This window comes from Leptospira inadai serovar Lyme str. 10 (genome assembly GCF_000243675.2).
GTDB classification, from domain to species: Bacteria; Spirochaetota; Leptospiria; order Leptospirales; family Leptospiraceae; genus Leptospira_B; species Leptospira_B inadai.
The window spans coordinates 142,284-159,899 of sequence record NZ_AHMM02000024.1 but is presented as its reverse complement, the minus strand read 5'-3'; the positions used below and the strand labels follow the sequence as shown (position 1 = coordinate 159,899).

Annotated in this window: 21 protein-coding genes and 1 pseudogene; 18 read left to right on the top strand and 4 right to left on the bottom strand. The window is 44.2% G+C overall.

Going from position 1 to position 17,616, the window contains the following annotated elements; translation table 11 throughout:
* Nucleotides 1-251 precede the first annotated feature (251 nt).
* Nucleotides 252-509, top strand: a complete 258-nt coding sequence (locus tag LEP1GSC047_RS21830; protein WP_010409624.1) for a hypothetical protein — start codon at nucleotides 252-254, stop codon at nucleotides 507-509.
* Between the two features lie 199 nt (nucleotides 510-708).
* On the opposite strand, the gene LEP1GSC047_RS14650 is transcribed toward LEP1GSC047_RS21830, so the two are convergent.
* Nucleotides 709-1,083: a VOC family protein gene (locus LEP1GSC047_RS14650; protein WP_010409620.1), complete on the bottom strand. Its 375-nt coding sequence runs from the start codon at nucleotides 1,081-1,083 to the stop codon at nucleotides 709-711.
* A 553-nt stretch (nucleotides 1,084-1,636) separates the two neighbouring features.
* Here LEP1GSC047_RS14650 and LEP1GSC047_RS14645 point away from each other — a divergent pair.
* The 16 genes from LEP1GSC047_RS14645 (at nucleotide 1,637) to LEP1GSC047_RS14555 (ending at nucleotide 14,580) form a co-directional block, all read left to right on the top strand.
* Nucleotides 1,637-2,050 (top strand): hypothetical protein, encoded by a 414-nt coding sequence (locus LEP1GSC047_RS14645; RefSeq protein ID WP_010409618.1) that lies wholly within the window; start codon nucleotides 1,637-1,639, stop codon nucleotides 2,048-2,050.
* Nucleotides 2,051-2,313: 263 nt separating this feature from the next.
* Nucleotides 2,314-2,775 (top strand): GNAT family N-acetyltransferase, encoded by a 462-nt coding sequence (locus tag LEP1GSC047_RS14640; RefSeq protein WP_010409616.1) that lies wholly within the window; start codon nucleotides 2,314-2,316, stop codon nucleotides 2,773-2,775.
* Nucleotides 2,776-3,027: 252 nt separating this feature from the next.
* Complete coding sequence (locus LEP1GSC047_RS14635) at nucleotides 3,028-3,414, top strand: hypothetical protein (RefSeq protein ID WP_010409614.1); 387 nt, start codon at nucleotides 3,028-3,030, stop codon at nucleotides 3,412-3,414.
* Nucleotides 3,415-3,659: 245 nt separating this feature from the next.
* A complete protein-coding gene (locus LEP1GSC047_RS14625) occupies nucleotides 3,660-3,842 on the top strand; it encodes a hypothetical protein (protein WP_010409608.1) in 183 nt (60 codons plus the stop codon).
* Between the two features lie 648 nt (nucleotides 3,843-4,490).
* Nucleotides 4,491-4,889 (top strand): DoxX family protein, encoded by a 399-nt coding sequence (locus LEP1GSC047_RS14620; RefSeq protein WP_039935261.1) that lies wholly within the window; start codon nucleotides 4,491-4,493, stop codon nucleotides 4,887-4,889.
* Between the two features lie 24 nt (nucleotides 4,890-4,913).
* Nucleotides 4,914-5,378: a hypothetical protein gene (locus tag LEP1GSC047_RS14615; RefSeq protein WP_010409604.1), complete on the top strand. Its 465-nt coding sequence runs from the start codon at nucleotides 4,914-4,916 to the stop codon at nucleotides 5,376-5,378.
* A gap of 805 nt (nucleotides 5,379-6,183) precedes the next feature.
* The gene (locus tag LEP1GSC047_RS14605; RefSeq protein ID WP_039935259.1) at nucleotides 6,184-6,540 is read left to right on the top strand and encodes an ArsR/SmtB family transcription factor; all 357 of its coding nucleotides are present in this window, start codon (nucleotides 6,184-6,186) and stop codon (nucleotides 6,538-6,540) included.
* Between the two features lie 20 nt (nucleotides 6,541-6,560).
* Nucleotides 6,561-6,944, top strand: coding sequence for a DoxX family protein (locus LEP1GSC047_RS14600; protein ID WP_010409597.1), 384 nt, complete (start codon nucleotides 6,561-6,563; stop codon nucleotides 6,942-6,944).
* Between the two features lie 203 nt (nucleotides 6,945-7,147).
* Complete coding sequence (locus LEP1GSC047_RS14595; protein ID WP_010409594.1) at nucleotides 7,148-7,717, top strand: dihydrofolate reductase family protein; 570 nt, start codon at nucleotides 7,148-7,150, stop codon at nucleotides 7,715-7,717.
* A 329-nt stretch (nucleotides 7,718-8,046) separates the two neighbouring features.
* Nucleotides 8,047-8,568: an SRPBCC family protein gene (locus LEP1GSC047_RS14590; protein WP_010409591.1), complete on the top strand. Its 522-nt coding sequence runs from the start codon at nucleotides 8,047-8,049 to the stop codon at nucleotides 8,566-8,568.
* Nucleotides 8,569-8,681: 113 nt separating this feature from the next.
* Nucleotides 8,682-9,164 carry an SRPBCC family protein gene (locus LEP1GSC047_RS14585; RefSeq protein ID WP_010409587.1) on the top strand — a complete coding sequence of 161 codons (483 nt, stop codon included), beginning with the start codon at nucleotides 8,682-8,684 and terminating at the stop codon, nucleotides 9,162-9,164.
* A 316-nt stretch (nucleotides 9,165-9,480) separates the two neighbouring features.
* On the top strand, nucleotides 9,481-11,007 hold the full coding sequence (locus LEP1GSC047_RS14580) for an MFS transporter (RefSeq protein WP_010409584.1): 1,527 nt from the start codon (nucleotides 9,481-9,483) through the stop codon (nucleotides 11,005-11,007).
* Nucleotides 11,004-11,534, top strand: a complete 531-nt coding sequence (locus LEP1GSC047_RS14575) for an SRPBCC domain-containing protein (protein ID WP_010409582.1) — start codon at nucleotides 11,004-11,006, stop codon at nucleotides 11,532-11,534. The genes LEP1GSC047_RS14580 and LEP1GSC047_RS14575 overlap by 4 nt, the downstream gene beginning before the upstream one ends.
* 80 nt (nucleotides 11,535-11,614) lie before the next feature.
* A complete protein-coding gene (locus LEP1GSC047_RS14570) occupies nucleotides 11,615-11,893 on the top strand; it encodes a hypothetical protein (protein WP_010409580.1) in 279 nt (92 codons plus the stop codon).
* A 276-nt stretch (nucleotides 11,894-12,169) separates the two neighbouring features.
* Nucleotides 12,170-13,729, top strand: coding sequence for an NAD(P)/FAD-dependent oxidoreductase (locus tag LEP1GSC047_RS14560; protein ID WP_010409575.1), 1,560 nt, complete (start codon nucleotides 12,170-12,172; stop codon nucleotides 13,727-13,729).
* Between the two features lie 590 nt (nucleotides 13,730-14,319).
* The gene (locus LEP1GSC047_RS14555) at nucleotides 14,320-14,580 is read left to right on the top strand and encodes an RNA recognition motif domain-containing protein (protein WP_010409572.1); all 261 of its coding nucleotides are present in this window, start codon (nucleotides 14,320-14,322) and stop codon (nucleotides 14,578-14,580) included.
* Nucleotides 14,581-14,769: 189 nt separating this feature from the next.
* Here LEP1GSC047_RS14555 and LEP1GSC047_RS14550 read toward each other — a convergent pair.
* From LEP1GSC047_RS14550 to LEP1GSC047_RS14540, 3 genes and pseudogenes are all read right to left on the bottom strand, one after another.
* Nucleotides 14,770-15,135, bottom strand: a pseudogene (locus LEP1GSC047_RS14550) (LB_289 family protein); the annotation flags it as partial.
* Nucleotides 15,136-15,380: 245 nt separating this feature from the next.
* Nucleotides 15,381-15,809 (bottom strand): thioesterase family protein, encoded by a 429-nt coding sequence (locus LEP1GSC047_RS14545; protein ID WP_010409563.1) that lies wholly within the window; start codon nucleotides 15,807-15,809, stop codon nucleotides 15,381-15,383.
* Between the two features lie 34 nt (nucleotides 15,810-15,843).
* A complete protein-coding gene (locus tag LEP1GSC047_RS14540; RefSeq protein WP_010409561.1) occupies nucleotides 15,844-16,563 on the bottom strand; it encodes an LTA synthase family protein in 720 nt (239 codons plus the stop codon).
* Between the two features lie 134 nt (nucleotides 16,564-16,697).
* Between LEP1GSC047_RS14540 and LEP1GSC047_RS14535 the strand changes: the two genes are divergently transcribed.
* Nucleotides 16,698-17,600: a glycerophosphodiester phosphodiesterase gene (locus LEP1GSC047_RS14535; RefSeq protein ID WP_010409560.1), complete on the top strand. Its 903-nt coding sequence runs from the start codon at nucleotides 16,698-16,700 to the stop codon at nucleotides 17,598-17,600.
* The last annotated feature ends 16 nt before the right edge of the window (nucleotides 17,601-17,616 follow it).

Below are 17,616 nucleotides of genomic sequence, written 5' to 3'. Positions count from 1 at the left end.
TTCCTGTTGCACTCGAGAACGTATTTACGCTAAAATAAAGGCTTTTGAATATCCACCAGAGTGGTTATGCCGGAATTGACCGGCAAGCCGCTCTTCTCGTTCTGTATTCTGCAATCTTCGATATATTCCAGCTACTTACCGTAATTTTGGTGTATCGCCTTCGTATAAATGCGCTTATTCCCGTTCGTTAAGTTGATCCCTCTCAAATCTTTTGTGGACATCATTCGTTTTACCGGTTAAACATTTCGTTCATGGAATTGAATGAAAAACTGCTCTATCATCAGATTCATCCCCTGGAATTGTGCGTAGATTTTAGTACGGGGCTTTTTACAACATATTTGGCCTGGTTTCATTTGCCGGTATTGTCGTTATCATTGCCGGCTGGCTTTTTGGACGATTCCTGGAACGGAAGAACAAAAGAAAACATTGATGATAACGACCCGTATGCAATTCTTTTCCGTATCGGCCGTTGCTGGGTTAAAGCGATTGGAAGCCTAGTTATCTTGTAGAAGGAACTTTTTAAGTGATCCGTGCAAATTCCTTAGCACTTGCAAACCCTAAAAAGGAGTGAAGCCTTTGTCTATTATAAAATACTTCTATAGGATCAAAGAATGCCGGGTCAGCCTTTTTGATGCTATAGAGGATATTCTATTAGGGAAGCGAAGAAAGATTCCGTAAAATCGTTGTTCCAAGAATTCTACTTTCAAATCATTCTTCAACGATTGCAAAATAATTCCCCTCTGAATCGGCAAAATTAAAGACTTTTTTTCCATTCGGAAAATTCACTTTATCTCCGACCGTAATCTTTCTTTCTTTTAATTTTTGATATAATCCTTCAATGTCGCTTGTAGTTAATAGAATGGAGGGCGTGCCAAGATTCATATCCGGATTTGCGGAGGCAACGAACTCTTTGTTCTGCAAAACTAGCTTCGTAGAGTTTTGGCGGCCATCGGATAAAATGATGGCAAAAGATTCCCCGTAGTCTTCTCTTCCTTCGATACTAAATCCAAAGTTATTCACCCAAAACGCGGCGATCGCATTCTGATCATTCACATAGAGCATAATTTGATTTAACTTATTCATATTGTTTATCCTTTTTCTAAAGTACCATACTCGCTTATAACCGCTTTTAAGCGAAGATCACCGTTTGGCCGCAGAAATATTCTTCCTATGTTAGGTATTTTCTTCATCAAGTTTTTCTACTTATAATAGCAATATCGACATCCTAGCAATAAAAAAACGTCATGATGGGAATTGAAAACGAAACTCCGTCGACAAAAAATTTCCAATATATGAGTGGATGATTTTTGATTCTCGAATATATTCTTTTTTAGAATTGACTAAATTGCCTTCATTCCATCTTTAGTGCCCGGTTGACAGCAAATCTTTAAAACTCCGGGACTTCGGTGATTATCCGAACCGTTATTTCGATTAGAATTTCCGAGGGACGGACGCTCGGGAATTGGTCGAATCCGGCTTCTTTGCTTGTTTTTAGCGGAGTTAGAGATTCTTCGGTTCTATTATTACGCTGAATGGGACGATATGTTTGTTAAGCGATATTTTTTAATTTACTATATTCGTTGAAATTTTTGAATCATGAGTTTTGCATTTTAACTAAAAATCGGGACGGTTGAATATGAATCCGATCATTAGAAATATTTCATCAATCGTTGCGGGCATCCTTTTCGGAAGTGCCGTAAATATGGGAATTATCACAATCAGCGGTTATATTATCTCTCCGCCGGAAGGCGCAGATGTGAATACGATGGAAGGACTAAAGGCTTCCTTGCACTTATTCCAACCGAAACATTTTATTTTGCCTTTTTTCGCTCATGCAATCGGGACATTCGTAGGAGCAGCTATAGCCGCCGCCATTTCCGCGAGCCATAAAATCAATTTTGCGTTGGGCATTGCCGTTTTTTTCTTAATTGGCGGAATTGCAAATACCTGGATGCTTCCTTCTCCGCTTTGGTTTACCGTTTTGGATTTAGCGGTTGCTTATATTCCTATGGGTTACCTTGGCGGGCGATTCGTTGCGAGGAAAAATTAGATAAGGAAATTAAGCGCAAAGTAGGGTTATGTTCCGCGCTTTATGTAACGTAGGAAAATCAAGTTCGTTTATTGACATCGTTAAACGAAATCTGCCCCGATCTCGGATTCGCGTCATAATACCAGTACTTAGGTATGGAAGACGCTATCAAAATGACGCTACATAAGGATATTTGAGGTGGACTGAGAACCTTCCCCTAGTTTTCGTCAAATCCAGAACAAAGGATCGGTGCGGAAATAGTTTCGGCGATCAATACGAACCCCATGAAAGAAATTAAAATACAAAAATTATCGTATCAGGATATAGATAAATTCATCGACCTTATCCGAGTTTTCGAAACCGTTTTTGAAATGAAAAATTTCAAATTGCCCGATGAAACCTATCTTCGACATTTATTGAAAAACGAGGCGTTCTTCGTTTTCGTGGCTTTGTTTGAGGAAAAAGTAGTCGGTGGACTGACTACTTATACGTTGCATCAATACTATTCACGATTACCGTTGGTTTATATCTACGATCTCGCAGTCTTAACGGAATTTCAGCGACAAGGAATCGGAAAATCACTAATTGCGAAAACCACGGAATACTGCAAAGAAATCGGGATGGAAGAAGTTTTCGTGCAGGCGGATTTGGCAGATACGCACGCGATCGATTTTTACCGGTCGACGGGGGCCACGGCGGAAAATGTAATCCATTTTTATTATCCGCTGAACACGAATATACCGTAAAGATATTAATTATGATTTTGATGCCTATGAATTTTATCGTTTGGTAATCAAAGTAATTAATCTTTTTATAAATTAATATTTCCTGCTCCGGCCTAGGTTCGACGCTGGTTCGTAAAACGGAGGAAAAAGGAAGAATCCGATTGCAAATTTTAAGTTCCGGAAAGAAATTATCCTAATCTTTGTATCAGTGCCCTATCGATTCGGATGTTTTGGAAATTCGAAATATCCGATCGCGGAAGGAGATTTTGAGAAATGCCTACCCTGGAAACTTTAGAGCGTTTTATTGCACTTGTCGAACAAAATCGTCACGACCAAGCGATAGAGGAATTTTATACCGAAAATTCCTCTATGCAGGAAAACCAATCCAAACCCCGCGTGGGAAGAGACCGGCATGTGGCGAATGAGCGTATTGTTTTAGCGAGAGCGGAATCGATATCCTCCAAATGCGTCCGTCCTGTTTTTTTGAACGAGGATAAGGTTGTAATTCGTTGGATTTTTGATTTTGAATGGAAAGACCAAACGATGACGCACATGGAGGAACTCGCGTACCAACGCTGGGAAGGGGAACGTATTGCCGAGGAAATTTTCTTTTATGATCCGGCACAACGGCAACCGAAAAAGAAGAGACCGTCCGACTAATCTCGCACATTTTCCTTCGAAGCGGCCGAACCATTCTTAGAGTTAGACACGTTTCGGCCCGTAAACGACGGGCTGAGACTGATTGCCGTTACTAGCGGAAATGTTTCGACGATGCTGCACCGAAGTCCCAAAACCGTTAACTCGAGGGAATTAAGCCCAATTCTTTGACTTATTATTTCCATTTCTAAGAATTAAACTGTTTTCCGGAACTGGATCTTTGAAATTCTGTAAATAAGGATCATAAATTGGCAAAGAATAACTATCTGTTTGAAAAACGTCAGAAAGATATAGCAAAGAAGAAGAAACAGGATGAAAAACGCCAGAAAAAGTTGAATAAGGCCGCTAATGCAGGGGAAGAAAATGCCGAAAACCCTGGAGAAACTGCGGAAAATCCGGAAATTGCCGACAAAAAAACGGACGAAATCTGATTCATTAACTTTTTTTAAAAATACTTCCTAGTATGGTCTGTGGGAAAACCCTTTTCTCTCATAAAGTATTTTCATGAAATCTTACTATTTTCTGCTCCCGATCATTTCATTACGCCGCTCACTCCCCGCACAGGAGCGTGTAGGGCTTTAGTCTTTCAGAGGACTGAAGACGGATGATAGAGGACAGAACATTGGTGAGCGGAGTTTCCAGGTTCTGGAGAAAGATTCCTGCGTTATCGTAGATTCTTCCTCTACCCCAGGGGTTTCCAGCCTCGAGCAGCTTCAGTCCTCAATCTTCTGTATAATAGTAAAGCCTTCCGAATATAGTCATGTGCCCACTATTGCATTCGTCTTCCGTTTACATCTAATGCCTAACGCCTAATCCTCCCGCGACTTACGAGGAAACCCTCGCTTCCGAATCCCGATCGTAATTATCAATCTGCGCCTCATCTTTCCTCACTCGGTGAAGCGTCAGTCGGTTCGCTTGAGAAGGTGAAAAACGCATCAGAAATAGTTAAATTTCTTTATGGAATATTAAAACCAAGAACGAGTATCGATTCATTCGAATTCTCTCCTCAAAAATTGCTTGAATTTTTTATCGATAGATCGACGATAATCCGTTTTTTAGAATCGGAGGAGCATTGCATTATGGAAACTGTTTCGAAAGGACACCTATGGACGGGTCGAATACTGAGCGGGCTATCGATCGCCTTTCTTTCGTTCGACGGTATTTTAAAATTTTTCCTTCAAAATATGCCCAAGGATGCTATGGAGGCAGCGGCTAAACTGGATTACCCAATGAGCTTAATGCCCGGCATCGGAACGACTTTATTGGTCTGCACTCTGTTATATGCAATTCCTCGAACCGCGATTCTAGGTGCGATTCTCTTGACGGGCTATCTAGGGGGTGCGGTTGCCTCCCACGTTCGCGTCTCAAATCCCTGGGCAAGTCATATATTATTTCCTGTTTATGTAGGTATCTTGCTATGGGGCGGACTCTATCTTAGATTTCCGAAATTGCGGGATTTTATTCCCTTGCAAAAATGAATCCGAACCGGCTCTTTCTAGAGAATGACTAGCAAACGGGCGAAAGTCGATACAAGCGAAGGCGGACTGATTTCTCAGGAATACTTCCATTTGCATAAAACTGTGGAAGCGTTCGATTCTAGAGGGCTTACGATCAAGGCTTGGAGCGTTACTCTAAGTATGGCCGGAATCGGGACGGCTATTCTAGAATCCGCATATTCGCTTCTGCTTCTTTCAGCGGGAAGCGCATTTCTATTTTGGATCATAGAAGGACTTTGGAAGTCGTTTCAATACGCTTATTATCTTCGAATCCGAACGATCGAGGCGTATTTTTCTGGAGAAAACGAGAGTCTTACCCCCTTTCAAATTTCTACCTCCTGGTCCAATTCTTGGCGGGCAGGTGGATGGAAACGACTTCTCTGGATTTTAACCTGGCCTCATATTTTTCTTCCACATGTAGCCATCGTATTATTCGGACCCATGCTTTATGCGTATTTTGTTTTACGATAGTGTCAGAGGACGGACGACAGAAGCTGCTAGATGTTGAAAAGGCAGCGGGGGTTAGACGAAAAATCTGCTGATAATGGAGGAATCTTCCTCTAGAACATGGAAAACCGGCTCATCAATGTTCTGTCCTCGGTCTTCCGTCCTCAGCACGGGCGGCCCCCTTCACTTCGTTCGGGTCACGCTGCTCCGGGCTTCGCTTTCGCTACGGTCTCAGCGCCCCTTTCTCTTAACATAAACCGTTATCCGCAAGCGCTGCGACTGCTTCGCACCCTACACATCGTTGCCGCTTACAGAGGACAGATGACTGAGGACGGAGGACAGAAGCTGCTAGATGTTGGGAAGGCAGCGGGGTTAGACGAAAAATCCACTGATAACTGAGGAATCTTCCTGTAGAACAATGGAAACCTGGCTCATCAATGTTCTGTCTTCCGTCCTCTGACCTCTGCAAACCCGGAGAGTAGAATTTACTTAAAAATCCCCGCCCTTTGGGTGGGGGCCGGAGCGAAGCGGTGGAAAAATTCCTCTACCACAAAACGATCCTCCCGACAAGAACTTTTCCAAAATGAATTTAGTAGGAGCTCCCACTCAGAAGACAGAGGTCAGAGGACTGAAGACAGTAGCTGCTAGATGTTGGAAAGGTTAGAAAAGTAGAGGAAAAATCCACTATAACACAAAAATCTTCCTGTAGAACATGGAAACCTTGCTCATCAATGTTCTGTCCTCTGAAAACAAACGGTCATTTTTCCCTATTTTTTTACTTGACGACCAGGAAAAGGGTCTCTATTTTACCAATGAGTTAATTAACCATATGGTTCAATACGAAGCGACAGTTGATCATTTAAGCAGTACCTTTTCTGCTCTTGCAGATCCAACACGGCGCCAAATTCTCGCAACGCTTAAAAACGGCGAGGTTACCGTAAAGGAACTGGCGGAACCATTTTCAATGAGTCTTCCCGCGATCACCAAGCATCTCAAAGTGCTGGAACGGGCAGGCTTGATTTCGAGGGGCAGGGAAGCACAGTGGCGCCCCGCAAGATTGGAAGTCGGTAGATTGAAAGAAGCCTCCGATTGGATCGATCGATACCGCCAATTATGGGAAGAAAGATTCGATCGGCTGGATGAATATCTGCGGGAGCTCCAACGGAAGGATTTTAAAAATGAATAGATTCAAGGAGAAATCGAATCGTGAAAAATGAAAAAATCAAAAGCATCGTTTATTGGATAGCGACTTCGCTTATTGCAGCTAACTACATGTTTGGTGGAGTCATCTACCTGAGTCGCAATGCGGAAGTGGCTGCAGGTATGAGTCAACTAGGATATCCTCTCTATTTCGCGCTGATTTTAGGTTTTTGGAAAATACTAGGCGCCATTGCCATCGTCGTACCGCGATTCCCATTAGTGAAGGAATGGGCCTACGCAGGAATGGTGTTCAATCTTACTGCCGCTGCCGCCTCGAACGCCTTCGTAGGCAATGCTGTGGTTCATATCATTACGCCGTTAATCGCTCTGGTTTTAGTGGCAGCTTCCTGGGCGTTAAGACCGGCAAGTAGAACTCTTCTGTTTAAATAGAAGATCCATATTTCTAACGGAGCAGACGGATCATAAACGGGTTTTGAAGATAATGGAAATCGGGAAGGGAATCGGCGGTAATATTCCAAAAATGAATGTTATCCGGCACGACGAGACCCGGATCGTGGGACGAATCGTTTCGTCCACCCTTCTCGGTTTAAATGGATAAGTAAAATATCATAGATTGAAAAAGGAGTCATCAAATGAGAAGAATCATCGTTTCCGAATTTCTTACACTCGACGGTGTTATGGAGGATCCGGGTGGAGCGGAAAAATCCAAATATGGCGGCTGGAGTCATCGGTTCTTTAACGAGGAATTCGGAAACTATAAATTCGACGAATTGTTCTCCTGCGATGCTCTTCTTTTGGGTCGTTTAACATACCAAGGCTTTGCGGCAGCTTGGCCTTCGATGACCGATGAGCGGGGATTTTCGGAAAGAATGAACGGTATTCCTAAGTTCGTAGTCTCGACGACGCTTACTAATGCGGATTGGAATAATTCGACGCTGATAAAGGAAAACGTCGTGGCTTCAGTGCGGAAACTGAAAGAGCAACCCGGTAAAGACATTTTAGTGACGGGCAGCGGAGTTTTAGCGAGGACCTTACTGCAAAACGATCTGATCGATGAACTTAGATTGATGATTCATCCCATTCTTGTAGGGGGAGGCCGGAAGTTATTCGACGAAGCGCCGAGGCGAGCTCTGGAGCTTGTGGAATCCAGGAAATTGGAAACCGGCGTCGGAATTCTAACATACCGTCCCGTGAAAAATTAGGAAAAGATAAATAATAAAAATTTTAAATCGGGAGGACAGCTCGAATGTCTAATACGGATCAAACAAACGACCCAGTGGTCATTACGCGTATTTTTGAAGGGCCTCGAGAACTCGCAGCAAAAGGTTGGAACGAATCTCTCGATAAATTCGCCGAGAGTTTTGCGCAGTAATTCGGCGACCCATTATGCTTATTGATTATACTCGATCTACCTACGGAACCGAGACCGCATATGCACATAATGTATCTACGGAGGCGATAGCTCCTGTGTTGGAAGAGTTCTTCGCTCGATAATCTCTAAATTATAATTTACCAATATTTGAAGGTAACCATGGATATAAAAAATATTACGACTCGAATCGAGGGAAAAGAATTTATCGTTTCGCGCGTATTCGACGCACCTCGCGATCTTGTTTGGAAGGCCTGGACAGAGCCGGAACGTATGGCAAAATGGTGGGGGCCGAAAGGGTTTATTCTGGGCGTCATAAAATTAGATCTTCGCCCGGGCGGAGTCTTTCATTATAGTATGAAATCGCCCGACGGATTTGAAATGTGGGGGAAGCTCGTTTACCGCGAAATTACGCCTCCCGAGAGGATCGTTTTCGTAGTTTCCTTTTCGGATCAAAAATGCGAAATCACGCGCCACCCCATGAGCGCAGCTTGGCCTCTCGAGGTACTGAACCTGGTTACTCTCACGGAACAGGACGGTAGTAAGACCTTGGTTACGATCAAGGGAACCCCGATCAATGCAACGGAAGAAGAAATCAATACATTCTTGGGTGGATACGAATCGATGCAAAAAGGTTTTGCCGGAACCTTCGATCAGCTCGCCGAGTATCTTGCGAAGGCTTGAAACCCAACGAGTATTTTTATCTTGCTCGACGGAAGCGTAGGATTGCTTCCAGGAGTTCCAGACGAAATACTGATTTTCGTAGGACTCGTTATATAATAAGGAGAAAAAATAGAATGGAACAGGGAAGCGCGAATATTTCGGATACTTCCGATCGGGAAATCTCGACAACAAGAATTTTTAATGCGCCCCGTGATCTTGTTTGGAAAGTTTGGACCGATCCGAATCATGTTGCGCAATGGTGGGGACCTAACGGATTTACGAATACGGTGCACGAGATGAGCGTGAAACCGGGAGGAGTTTGGCGTCTTACGATGCATGGTCCCGACGGAGTCGATTACCCGAATAAGATCGTTTATTTTGAAGTGATAAAACCGGAACGGTTAGTATATTCTCACGGCTCGGGTGACGAGGAAAATCCCGGAGATTTCCATGTAACGGTGACCTTTACGGAGAGAGATGGAAAAACCGAAATCTTCATGCGCGCACTCTTTAAATCCGCAAAAGAGCGGGATCAAGTAGCTAAAGAACACGGAGCGATAGAAGGAATGAAACAAACGATGGATCGCCTCGAACAATTTTTGGCTAAGCTGGGTTGATTTTAATCCGATGGAAATGCTGAATTACTGCTTATCACTCGTATCTTTGATGCCCCGCGTGAGTTCGTATTCAAACTTTGGACAACCCCCGAATATACGCAACAATGGATGGGCCCGAGGGAACCAACCGGCGGTTTATGTCGAACAAGATCTCAGACCCGGCGGTCTTTGGCGGCTTGCTTGTGAGCGGCGGACGGCAGCGGGGATCTCTGACAAAACGGAGTTTATCACGAAATCAAAGAACCGGAAAAACTCGCGGGCAAGACCAAGATGACTCGTTGCGCTCCATTATAACAGGATTGAAAGGAATCTAAATATGAATCAAAATACTCCGCCGAAAGCGGGAAGTCGGGAATGGATCGGCTTGGCGGTGATCGCTCTTCCCTGTCTCTTGTATGCCATGGATTTAACGGTCCTCTATTTGGCGGTTCCGAATTTAACCGCAGAACTGAAACCCACTAGTTCCCAGTTATTATGGATTGTGGATATCTATGGCTTCTTGGTCGCGGGGTTCCTAATTACCATGGGAACTTTAGGAGATAGAATCGGACGAAGAAAGCTCCTCTTGATAGGTGCCGGAGCCTTCGGCCTCGCTTCCGTACTAGCGGCATTTTCAACGAGCGCCGAGATGCTTATCGGGACTAGGGCTCTTTTAGGAATCACGGCGGCGACTTTGGCCCCGTCGACACTATCATTAATTCGTAATATGTTTCTGGATCCAAACCAGCGTACGGTCGCGATCGGAATCTGGGGGACTAGTTTTTCAATCGGTGGTGCGATCGGTCCTGTAGTTGGCGGTTTGTTACTGGAACATTTCTGGTGGGGATCGGTCTTTTTATTAAGCGTCCCCGTGATGGCAGTACTCCTGATCGTCGGTCCGAAATTATTGCCGGAATTTCGAGATCCGAATGCGGGAAAATTAGATATCTTCAGTGCGGTGCTATCCTTAGCCTCCGTTCTTTCCATAATCTACGGGTTAAAGCAAATCGCGGAAAACGGCTGGGGATTATTACCCGTTCTTCCGATTTTGATCGGACTGGTCTTCGGTTTCTTATTCGTTCGACGACAACAAACTTTAGCCGATCCGCTACTGGATCTAACTCTCTTTCGCATTCCCGCCTTCACAGGCGCCTTAATCGCGAATACTCTTACGATTTTTGTGGGATTGGGAACCTTTCTCTTCATCGCTCAATATTTGCAATTAGTACTCGGATTTTCTCCGTTGGAAGCCGGACTCTGGACTCTTCCTTCTGCGGCGGGAAACGTAGTCGGTTCGATGACGGTACCTATCCTCGTTCGCCATATTCGTCCGGCGTTCGTCATGGTTGGAGGGTTGGTGCTATCGGCGTTAGGACTTCTATTATACGCACAGGTTAATGGAACTTCCGGATTACCGTACATCGTATGCGGATCGATCGTATTAGCATTAGGTATCTGCTCGGTGGTTATTTTGGGAACGGATATTATCGTAAGTGCGGCTCCACCGGAGCGGGCCGGAGCCGCAGCTTCCATTTCCGAGACCGGAGCGGAATTCGGCGGAGTGCTCGGAATAGCGGTACTAGGTAGCGTCGGGACGGTGATCTATCGAAATCAAATGAAAAATTCCGCTCTGATCGGAATGAGTCCTGATGCGGCAGAAGACGCACGAAACACATTGGGCGCGGCGGTCGGTATCGCCAAAGAACTCCCGGATCAAATCGGAACAGTCTTACTAGGACTTGCTCGCGAGGCTTTCACCGATTCGCTGCAAGTTATCGCTCTTATTTGCTTCGGCCTTACGATCATTCTAGCGATTACCGTAGTTCTAGCGCTTCGAAGCATGCGAAAAGGAGAAGGGACGTGAAAGAGAGAAATGAAGTATCGGTACAAATCGCAGAGTGTGAACTAATACTGACACGCATTTTCGACGCGCCCCGCGAACTGGTATTTAAAGTTTGGACGGATCCAAAACACGTAGTCAATTGGTGGGGCCCGAATCAATTCACCAATCCGGTCTGCGAAATGGATTTATGTCCGGGTGGAAAGTATCGATTCGTTATGCGCTCTCCCGAAGGAGTCGATTATCCGGTTACGGGTTCCTATTTAGAAATCGTTGAAAATGAACGGATCGTTTCAACCGCCCTTGTAGAAGAACATCCGAAAGAATGGATCGAAGGAATGAGAAAGAATATCGGCCGGAACGAAGAAGCATATTCTCTAGATTCGATTGTCACCGTCACTTTCGAAGAGTACGAGGAAAAGAAAACAAAATTGACGATTTGTAGTCGATTCGAGTCGGACACGGTTCGCGACGGATTCAAAAAAATGGGTATGGTCGAAGGCTGGACTCAAAGCCTAGAACGATTCGAAGATCAATTGTCAAACGGTTGAACCGATCGGTGTCTTTAACCGTCTAAGTAAGAATCGATTTCATCTAAGATTGAAGTTTAAGATTCTTGTTCGGACGGAAAATGAACCGAAAAACCTATTTCAAAATATTCATTTCAGTTCAATTTTTCTCGGCCGCTTGCAACTCGAATAATCAATATTATCGCGCCTTAACGAACGGATATCCGAATCCGCAAACTTTTAAAATCTTTCCGGAAAGAAAGATGGCACGGGGGAATTTAGGACAAATCATCTTTGTTTCACCTTCCCGAAAGACGCTTATAGTTCGTTTAGGCGAGGAACCTAATAATAATTATCAGTGGCCCTTTATCGCGAAAGCGTTAGTACGAGAACTGGAATAGGGAGCTTTGTGCAACTAAAATGGTTGAATAAATTGAGATACGAAGAGATTAAAGCTATAAATAGGAAATATCGGTAAAATTCGTACCGACTGCCTCAAAATCGTTCCAGGATCGAATCGGCAACCGGAAACGATTTTGAAAAATGAAGGAAAAAGTTAAAGCACTCCTAAAACTGATCTTGCCTCCGTTCGTGCTGCAAATCGAAACCGCTTCCTTTAATTTTATCCGATAGACCGACTCACCCCAACTTAAAAGACTAAAGTAGAGTTTGCCTTTATGATACAAGAACTTCAGGTTCGGGTAGTTCCTGAAATTGCGGGCCAGGAAGAGGAATTAAAACGCTATCTCTCTAAAACCGCCAAGATTCCGGTAACCGATATTCGCCATATAGAAATTCTAAATCGATCGATCGATGCCCGACAAAGAACCGTACTTATGAATTTAGGGGTTCGAATCTACATTGGCGAAGATTTCGTCGAGAAACCTATCCTCCTACCCGAATATCCCGATGTCCGCAATGCGGAGGAGATACTCGTGATCGGAGCCGGACCGGCCGGACTATTCGCGGCGCTCCAATTAATCGAATCCGGACGTAAACCTATTATTATAGAGCGGGGAAAGGACGTAAAAAATAGGCCCGTAGATCTGCGGAATATTAACGCGCATCATATCGTCGATGAGGATTCGAATTATTGCTTTGGCGAAGGCGGAGCCGGAACCTATTCTGACGGAAAGCTCTATACTCGATCCAAAAAGCGCGGGAACGTTCGCAGGATTCTCGAGCTACTAGTGGGATTCGGAGCAAATCCTGAAATATTGATAGAAGCCCATCCTCATATCGGAACGAATAAGTTACCGAATATAGTTCGTCGTATTCGTGAAGTCATACTGGAACGAGGCGGGGAAGTCCATTTCAATCAACGCGTTACCGATTTTCTTCTGGAAGGCGATCGAATCGGCGGAGTCGTGACTAAAAACGGGAATCGGTTTAAATCGAATAAAGTGATCCTAGCCACCGGACATTCGGCTAGGGATATCTTTACGTTGCTGCATTCGAAGGAAATCGAAATAGAATTAAAACCCATCGCGATCGGAGTGAGAGTAGAGCATAAACAATCCCTAATAGACTCGATTCAGTATCGTTGCGGAAATCGAGGCCCTTTTCTTCCTCCTTCTCCATATAGCATCGTAAAGCAAGTAGAGGGAAGGGGAGTTTATTCCTTTTGCATGTGTCCGGGCGGTGTGATCGCCGCATGCGCAACGAAACCGGAGGAAATCGTCACGAACGGGTGGTCTTCCTCTCGGCGAGCTCGACCGACCGCAAATTCGGGTATCGTCGTGGAATTGAGGCCGGTAGATTTTAAATCTTTCGATAGACACGGTCCGTTGGCGGCAATGGAATTTCAAAAAGAGGTGGAAAGAAACGCCTGGATTGCGGGAGGAAAAACGCAGGCAGCTCCCGCACAGCGCTTACTCGATTTTGTAGACGGAAAAATTTCCGGCGATCTTCCGAAAACTTCGTATCCGCCGGGTATCAAGTCCTTCGATTTGAAAACGATCCTGCCGCCTCTTATTTATAGGACTCTGCAGGCGGGTTTTCGCGAATTCGATAAATCGATGCGCGGATATCTTACGAACGAAGCGGTCGTTCATGCTCCGGAAACAAGAACTTCGTCTCCCGTAAGTATTCCTAGAGACCCCGAATCCTTACAGCATATACGTATCAAAGGCTTATACCCCTGCGGAGAAGGGGCCGGATACGCCGGTGGAATCGTGTCCGCAGCTATGGACGGGATACGATGTGCAAATGCAATCACTGCAGAATCCCGTCTATAAATGCCTGAACGCGGATGAGTTCGAATAACAAATCAGCTTACCTAAATCTTTTAAGATGAATTCCGTACTCAACCCATGAGTCTCGTATCGGCCGGGGCCCGTCTGATTTGATTATGCGCGGATCACAGAGGGTGTCGATCGCATTTCGTCCAGTATTAAGAATAAGGAATTTCAAGAAGCGTTCCGGAAGGCTTCATCGGCTCGGCAAGCATTCTTGCGCTTCCCGGAAATCCAAGTAAGTAAGAATTTTCCGGGAATTCCCCGGAAAATCAGTCCTTCGAAAATTTCGGAATTTTTGAACTATTTCCAACTTAAACGCGCAAACAATTTCTTATGCTTGCGCGTTCCACAAGAGAAATTTATAATGGCTCTATTGCAGGTTTGCTGATCTTTTAAACCGCACATGTCACAGTAGTAGATCCGGTCTTAGCGGATTGAGTTTGTTTAGGTAATTTACCGACAGTTCAATTCGAGTATTGATCGCGAATCCCACTCGAATCGCTTCCTTCGGCACTTTTGGTTGTTTTCGGGAAACGACTAACCATTTGCGAAATCCCGGCTGCCTAAAATGAAACTAACTCGAGGAAAGCATGCAAAATCGCAAACTTTTTGTAGGAAATCTGAACTACTCTGTAGGACACTCAGAAATTAACGAACTATTCTCTAACTATGGTGAAGTGGCTTTTGTTAAAATTATCGAAGGCAAAGGCTTTGGCTTCGTTGAAATGGCAAATGAACAACAAGCTGAGAATGCTAAGAACAGCCTGAATGGCACTGAATTTAAGGGTAGAACTTTAAACGTAGACGTTGCAAAACCTCAAACGTTTAATAACCGCCCAAAAAGACATTAAGATCCTAGACTATTCCGAATCGGTTTAGTCTTTGAATGGAAAAGAGCACGGCCGAAGAGTATTTCGCTCTTCGAACAGTGCTCTTTTTTTTTAATCTAAAAGGCTGGGTTTTCGAATCAAGCGTTGGCACGCTTGATTTTACGTTTATTTAGACGGAATCCCCGAAGAAACTGAACGAAAGCAGGAGATTTAGACTCCGACTTCTTGGGTTTCTTCGTCTTCCTCTTCTTCAAAGGAGAGAAGCTCTAATAACTCTTGGTAAGCCCGTTCTTTTTCCACGACGCCGGTCTTTTTGATCGCTTTGCGGAGCACATCATCCCATTTTTTTTGAGGGATTAGAGCCTGCATATCTTCTAGAACTTCCAAAATACCGATATCGTCTTTCGTATTAAAAATTTCGGTCGCATCGTAGCGAAATAATCCGGATAACTGGTCGATAAAATCGCCAACGCTGCTTCCTTTCGAACGTCTCTCCAGGGTTTCTTGTTTTTTTTGTGCTTTGCGGAGATCCCTTTCTCGTCTCTCCAACTCGGTCCGTTTCATAGAAAAACCCTCTCTTTACCGGCTATATTGCCATTCTTTCCTAGCGGTCACCTAGGCAAAGAAAAATCCGGAAGGCCGCTTTTAGGTGAATGTTTCTTTTGCTTGTTTCGGATTTTTTAGCCCTTAGAGGGGAGTTTTCGCCGGTAAGAAATCCTCTCTCCCCGTTTTCCCATTTTGAGATCGCTTTTATAAATTCGACTGTCTTTGGTAATTAGACAGTTTTACCCGGAAAAAAAGTTCCGGAATGCAAGCCGGTTTTAGAACCAACTTCTAAAGACGTCGGGAATTTCCGAAACCTTTCGTGTGCCGTAGTCCATAAACACTAATCCCGTCTTTGCCTCGCAAATCACCTTCCCGGTAATCGGCCCATCGGTATGAATCATTCGATAGAATAAATCGCAGCCTTTGGAACTAAAATCGGATGCACCGATTTCGACACGAACTTCATCGGCAAAAAACGCTTCTGCCTTATATACGACGACCAGATCCGTCAAAATAATACCGGAACCTTCCACGTCTAATTCGTTGTATCCTTTCTCCCGGAACAAGCGAGCCCGAGCCTCATGGAGCAAGGAAACCACTCGATCGTGGGCAAGATGCCCCGCGAAGTTCGTATCATAAATTCGAATTCTTAACGACGTGGCCCAGGAAAGAATTTCGGGTAATTGTAATTGGACTCTGGCCATCTCTACCTCTCTAACGATTCAAAAAATTCCGTAATTACTTTTCAAGACCCTTTTCCTTTCGTTCTCGTTCTAATTTTTCGATGATTTCCCTTGCTTCCTGGGTTTTCTCCCGCTCTTCCTCCGGCGTGAGAAGTTTCGGTCGGGTAGGTCGCGAAAATTCTCCCGAAATTCTTTCCCCTTTAAAATTGAAAAGAACCGCGGACAAAACCGCAACGACTAAACTTCCGAGTACGGCGATCTTCCGTTCGCATTTTAATCCGTAATATAGCGTATTCATGATTAGATACGCACTATAAGAAAAAAATAAAATAATCGACAGAACTCCGAACCAGCCCGAAGCAAACACCGCATTTAACATAGCAACTAGAGTCGTTAAAAAAGAAAGCCTGGAAACGTACGTCGTAATTCGTAAAAGATCCGACAGACCGCTGGAATATTTCGCGATCATATAAAATACTCCGGTTCCGGAAGCCAGAAAAAGGATCGTATAGACCGACGAATAAAAAACGGTCCACAAAATGGAAGGTACTAAACTTCGAAATAGGAAGTCGATTACGGAGCCTCCTAGAAAGAAAAATAGAAGGGTCGATTTGACGGAGAAAAGTTCGCTAAAAAGGAAACTTACGAATATAAAAAAGAAGGTTCTTTGAATCGAAATTCGATACCCGTAATCCGAGGTCATTTCCGTAAATGTCCTTCCGGGCGATCGAACCAAGGCGATTGCTTCTTCCAAATACGTTTTTAAAATCTTCATAATTAGAACCGCGTCAGATTGTTACGAATTGAAAAAAAGGCAAGCGATTCTCCTGAAAACTACTTTCCATCGTGTCCAACGAAGATAGAAAGGTTCTCATTCGTAATTATTGTATTAGAGTGAGGAAGAGTTCGATGTCGTTTTCAACGTTCCAACTACGGGGAAAAAATTTACTATTTTTATCCGTTTTCTTTCTATCGATCGTTTCAGGATCTTCTTGCGTTCATCATTCTCCGAGACAGGAACAGGTCCAAAAGCAGTTTCCGGAAAAGTTTATGGTCATAGGACATCGCGGGGCGAGAGCCTTGGCACCGGAAAATACCTTAGCCGGATTCCGACTCGCCACAAAATACGGCCACGGCTTCGAGCTAGATACGATGTTATGTAAAACCGGCGAGCTCGTGGTGATTCATGATTATAGCTTGGACAGAGTGACGAATGGAAAAGGAAAAGTTAAGGATTCAAGCCTTGCCGATATCAAGCGTCTCGACGCTGGAAGTCATTTTTCGCCTGAATATAAAGGAGAACAAATCCCGACTCTGGAAGAGGTTTTGAATGAATTCGGCGGGAAGGCGGTTATAGATATCGAAATCAAATCCGAAGAATCCGGCGAACCCGCGCAAAAAGTGGCGGATGCAGTCGTAGATTTGCTGGCCAAAAAAAAATTTCCCGCGAGAGTTTTCGTTTCGTCGTTTAATCCGATGGTCTTAGAGCGAATCAGGGAGACAAAACCCGAGATTTTGAGAGGGCAAATTTACGGAACTTTCAAAGATTCGACCTTGGCGTATTATAAAAAAGTCGCGTTAAAAAATCTTCTTTTGAACAAAAAGGCCGTTCCGGATATTCTAGCGCCTGAGCATCTTTTAGTCGATGAGGATTACGTTAGAGAATATCATAAATTAGGATATAAGATCTATCCTTGGACGGTAAATGACCCTAAAGAAATGAGAAAACTCATTCAAGCGGGAGTGGACGGAATCATCACCGATAAACCGGATTTACTCGCCCAAATCCTAAAAGAATTCGGGAATAATTGATTCCCGATAAATTCTT

Coding starts and splice junctions, on each gene's coding strand:
- LEP1GSC047_RS14555 (WP_010409572.1), top strand. CDS start 14,320: ATGCAAAATCGCAAACTTTTTGTAGGAAATCTGAACTACTCTGTAGGA.
- LEP1GSC047_RS14650 (WP_010409620.1), bottom strand. CDS start 1,083: ATGAATAAGTTAAATCAAATTATGCTCTATGTGAATGATCAGAATGCG.
- LEP1GSC047_RS14580 (WP_010409584.1), top strand. CDS start 9,481: ATGAATCAAAATACTCCGCCGAAAGCGGGAAGTCGGGAATGGATCGGC.
- LEP1GSC047_RS14535 (WP_010409560.1), top strand. CDS start 16,698: ATGTCGTTTTCAACGTTCCAACTACGGGGAAAAAATTTACTATTTTTA.
- LEP1GSC047_RS14605 (WP_039935259.1), top strand. CDS start 6,184: ATGGTTCAATACGAAGCGACAGTTGATCATTTAAGCAGTACCTTTTCT.
- LEP1GSC047_RS14615 (WP_010409604.1), top strand. CDS start 4,914: ATGACTAGCAAACGGGCGAAAGTCGATACAAGCGAAGGCGGACTGATT.
- LEP1GSC047_RS14560 (WP_010409575.1), top strand. CDS start 12,170: ATGATACAAGAACTTCAGGTTCGGGTAGTTCCTGAAATTGCGGGCCAG.
- LEP1GSC047_RS14540 (WP_010409561.1), bottom strand. CDS start 16,563: ATGAAGATTTTAAAAACGTATTTGGAAGAAGCAATCGCCTTGGTTCGA.
- LEP1GSC047_RS14645 (WP_010409618.1), top strand. CDS start 1,637: ATGAATCCGATCATTAGAAATATTTCATCAATCGTTGCGGGCATCCTT.
- LEP1GSC047_RS14640 (WP_010409616.1), top strand. CDS start 2,314: ATGAAAGAAATTAAAATACAAAAATTATCGTATCAGGATATAGATAAA.
- LEP1GSC047_RS14590 (WP_010409591.1), top strand. CDS start 8,047: ATGGATATAAAAAATATTACGACTCGAATCGAGGGAAAAGAATTTATC.
- LEP1GSC047_RS14570 (WP_010409580.1), top strand. CDS start 11,615: ATGAACCGAAAAACCTATTTCAAAATATTCATTTCAGTTCAATTTTTC.
- LEP1GSC047_RS14595 (WP_010409594.1), top strand. CDS start 7,148: ATGAGAAGAATCATCGTTTCCGAATTTCTTACACTCGACGGTGTTATG.
- LEP1GSC047_RS14635 (WP_010409614.1), top strand. CDS start 3,028: ATGCCTACCCTGGAAACTTTAGAGCGTTTTATTGCACTTGTCGAACAA.
- LEP1GSC047_RS14620 (WP_039935261.1), top strand. CDS start 4,491: ATGGAAACTGTTTCGAAAGGACACCTATGGACGGGTCGAATACTGAGC.
- LEP1GSC047_RS21830 (WP_010409624.1), top strand. CDS start 252: ATGGAATTGAATGAAAAACTGCTCTATCATCAGATTCATCCCCTGGAA.
- LEP1GSC047_RS14545 (WP_010409563.1), bottom strand. CDS start 15,809: ATGGCCAGAGTCCAATTACAATTACCCGAAATTCTTTCCTGGGCCACG.
- LEP1GSC047_RS14585 (WP_010409587.1), top strand. CDS start 8,682: ATGGAACAGGGAAGCGCGAATATTTCGGATACTTCCGATCGGGAAATC.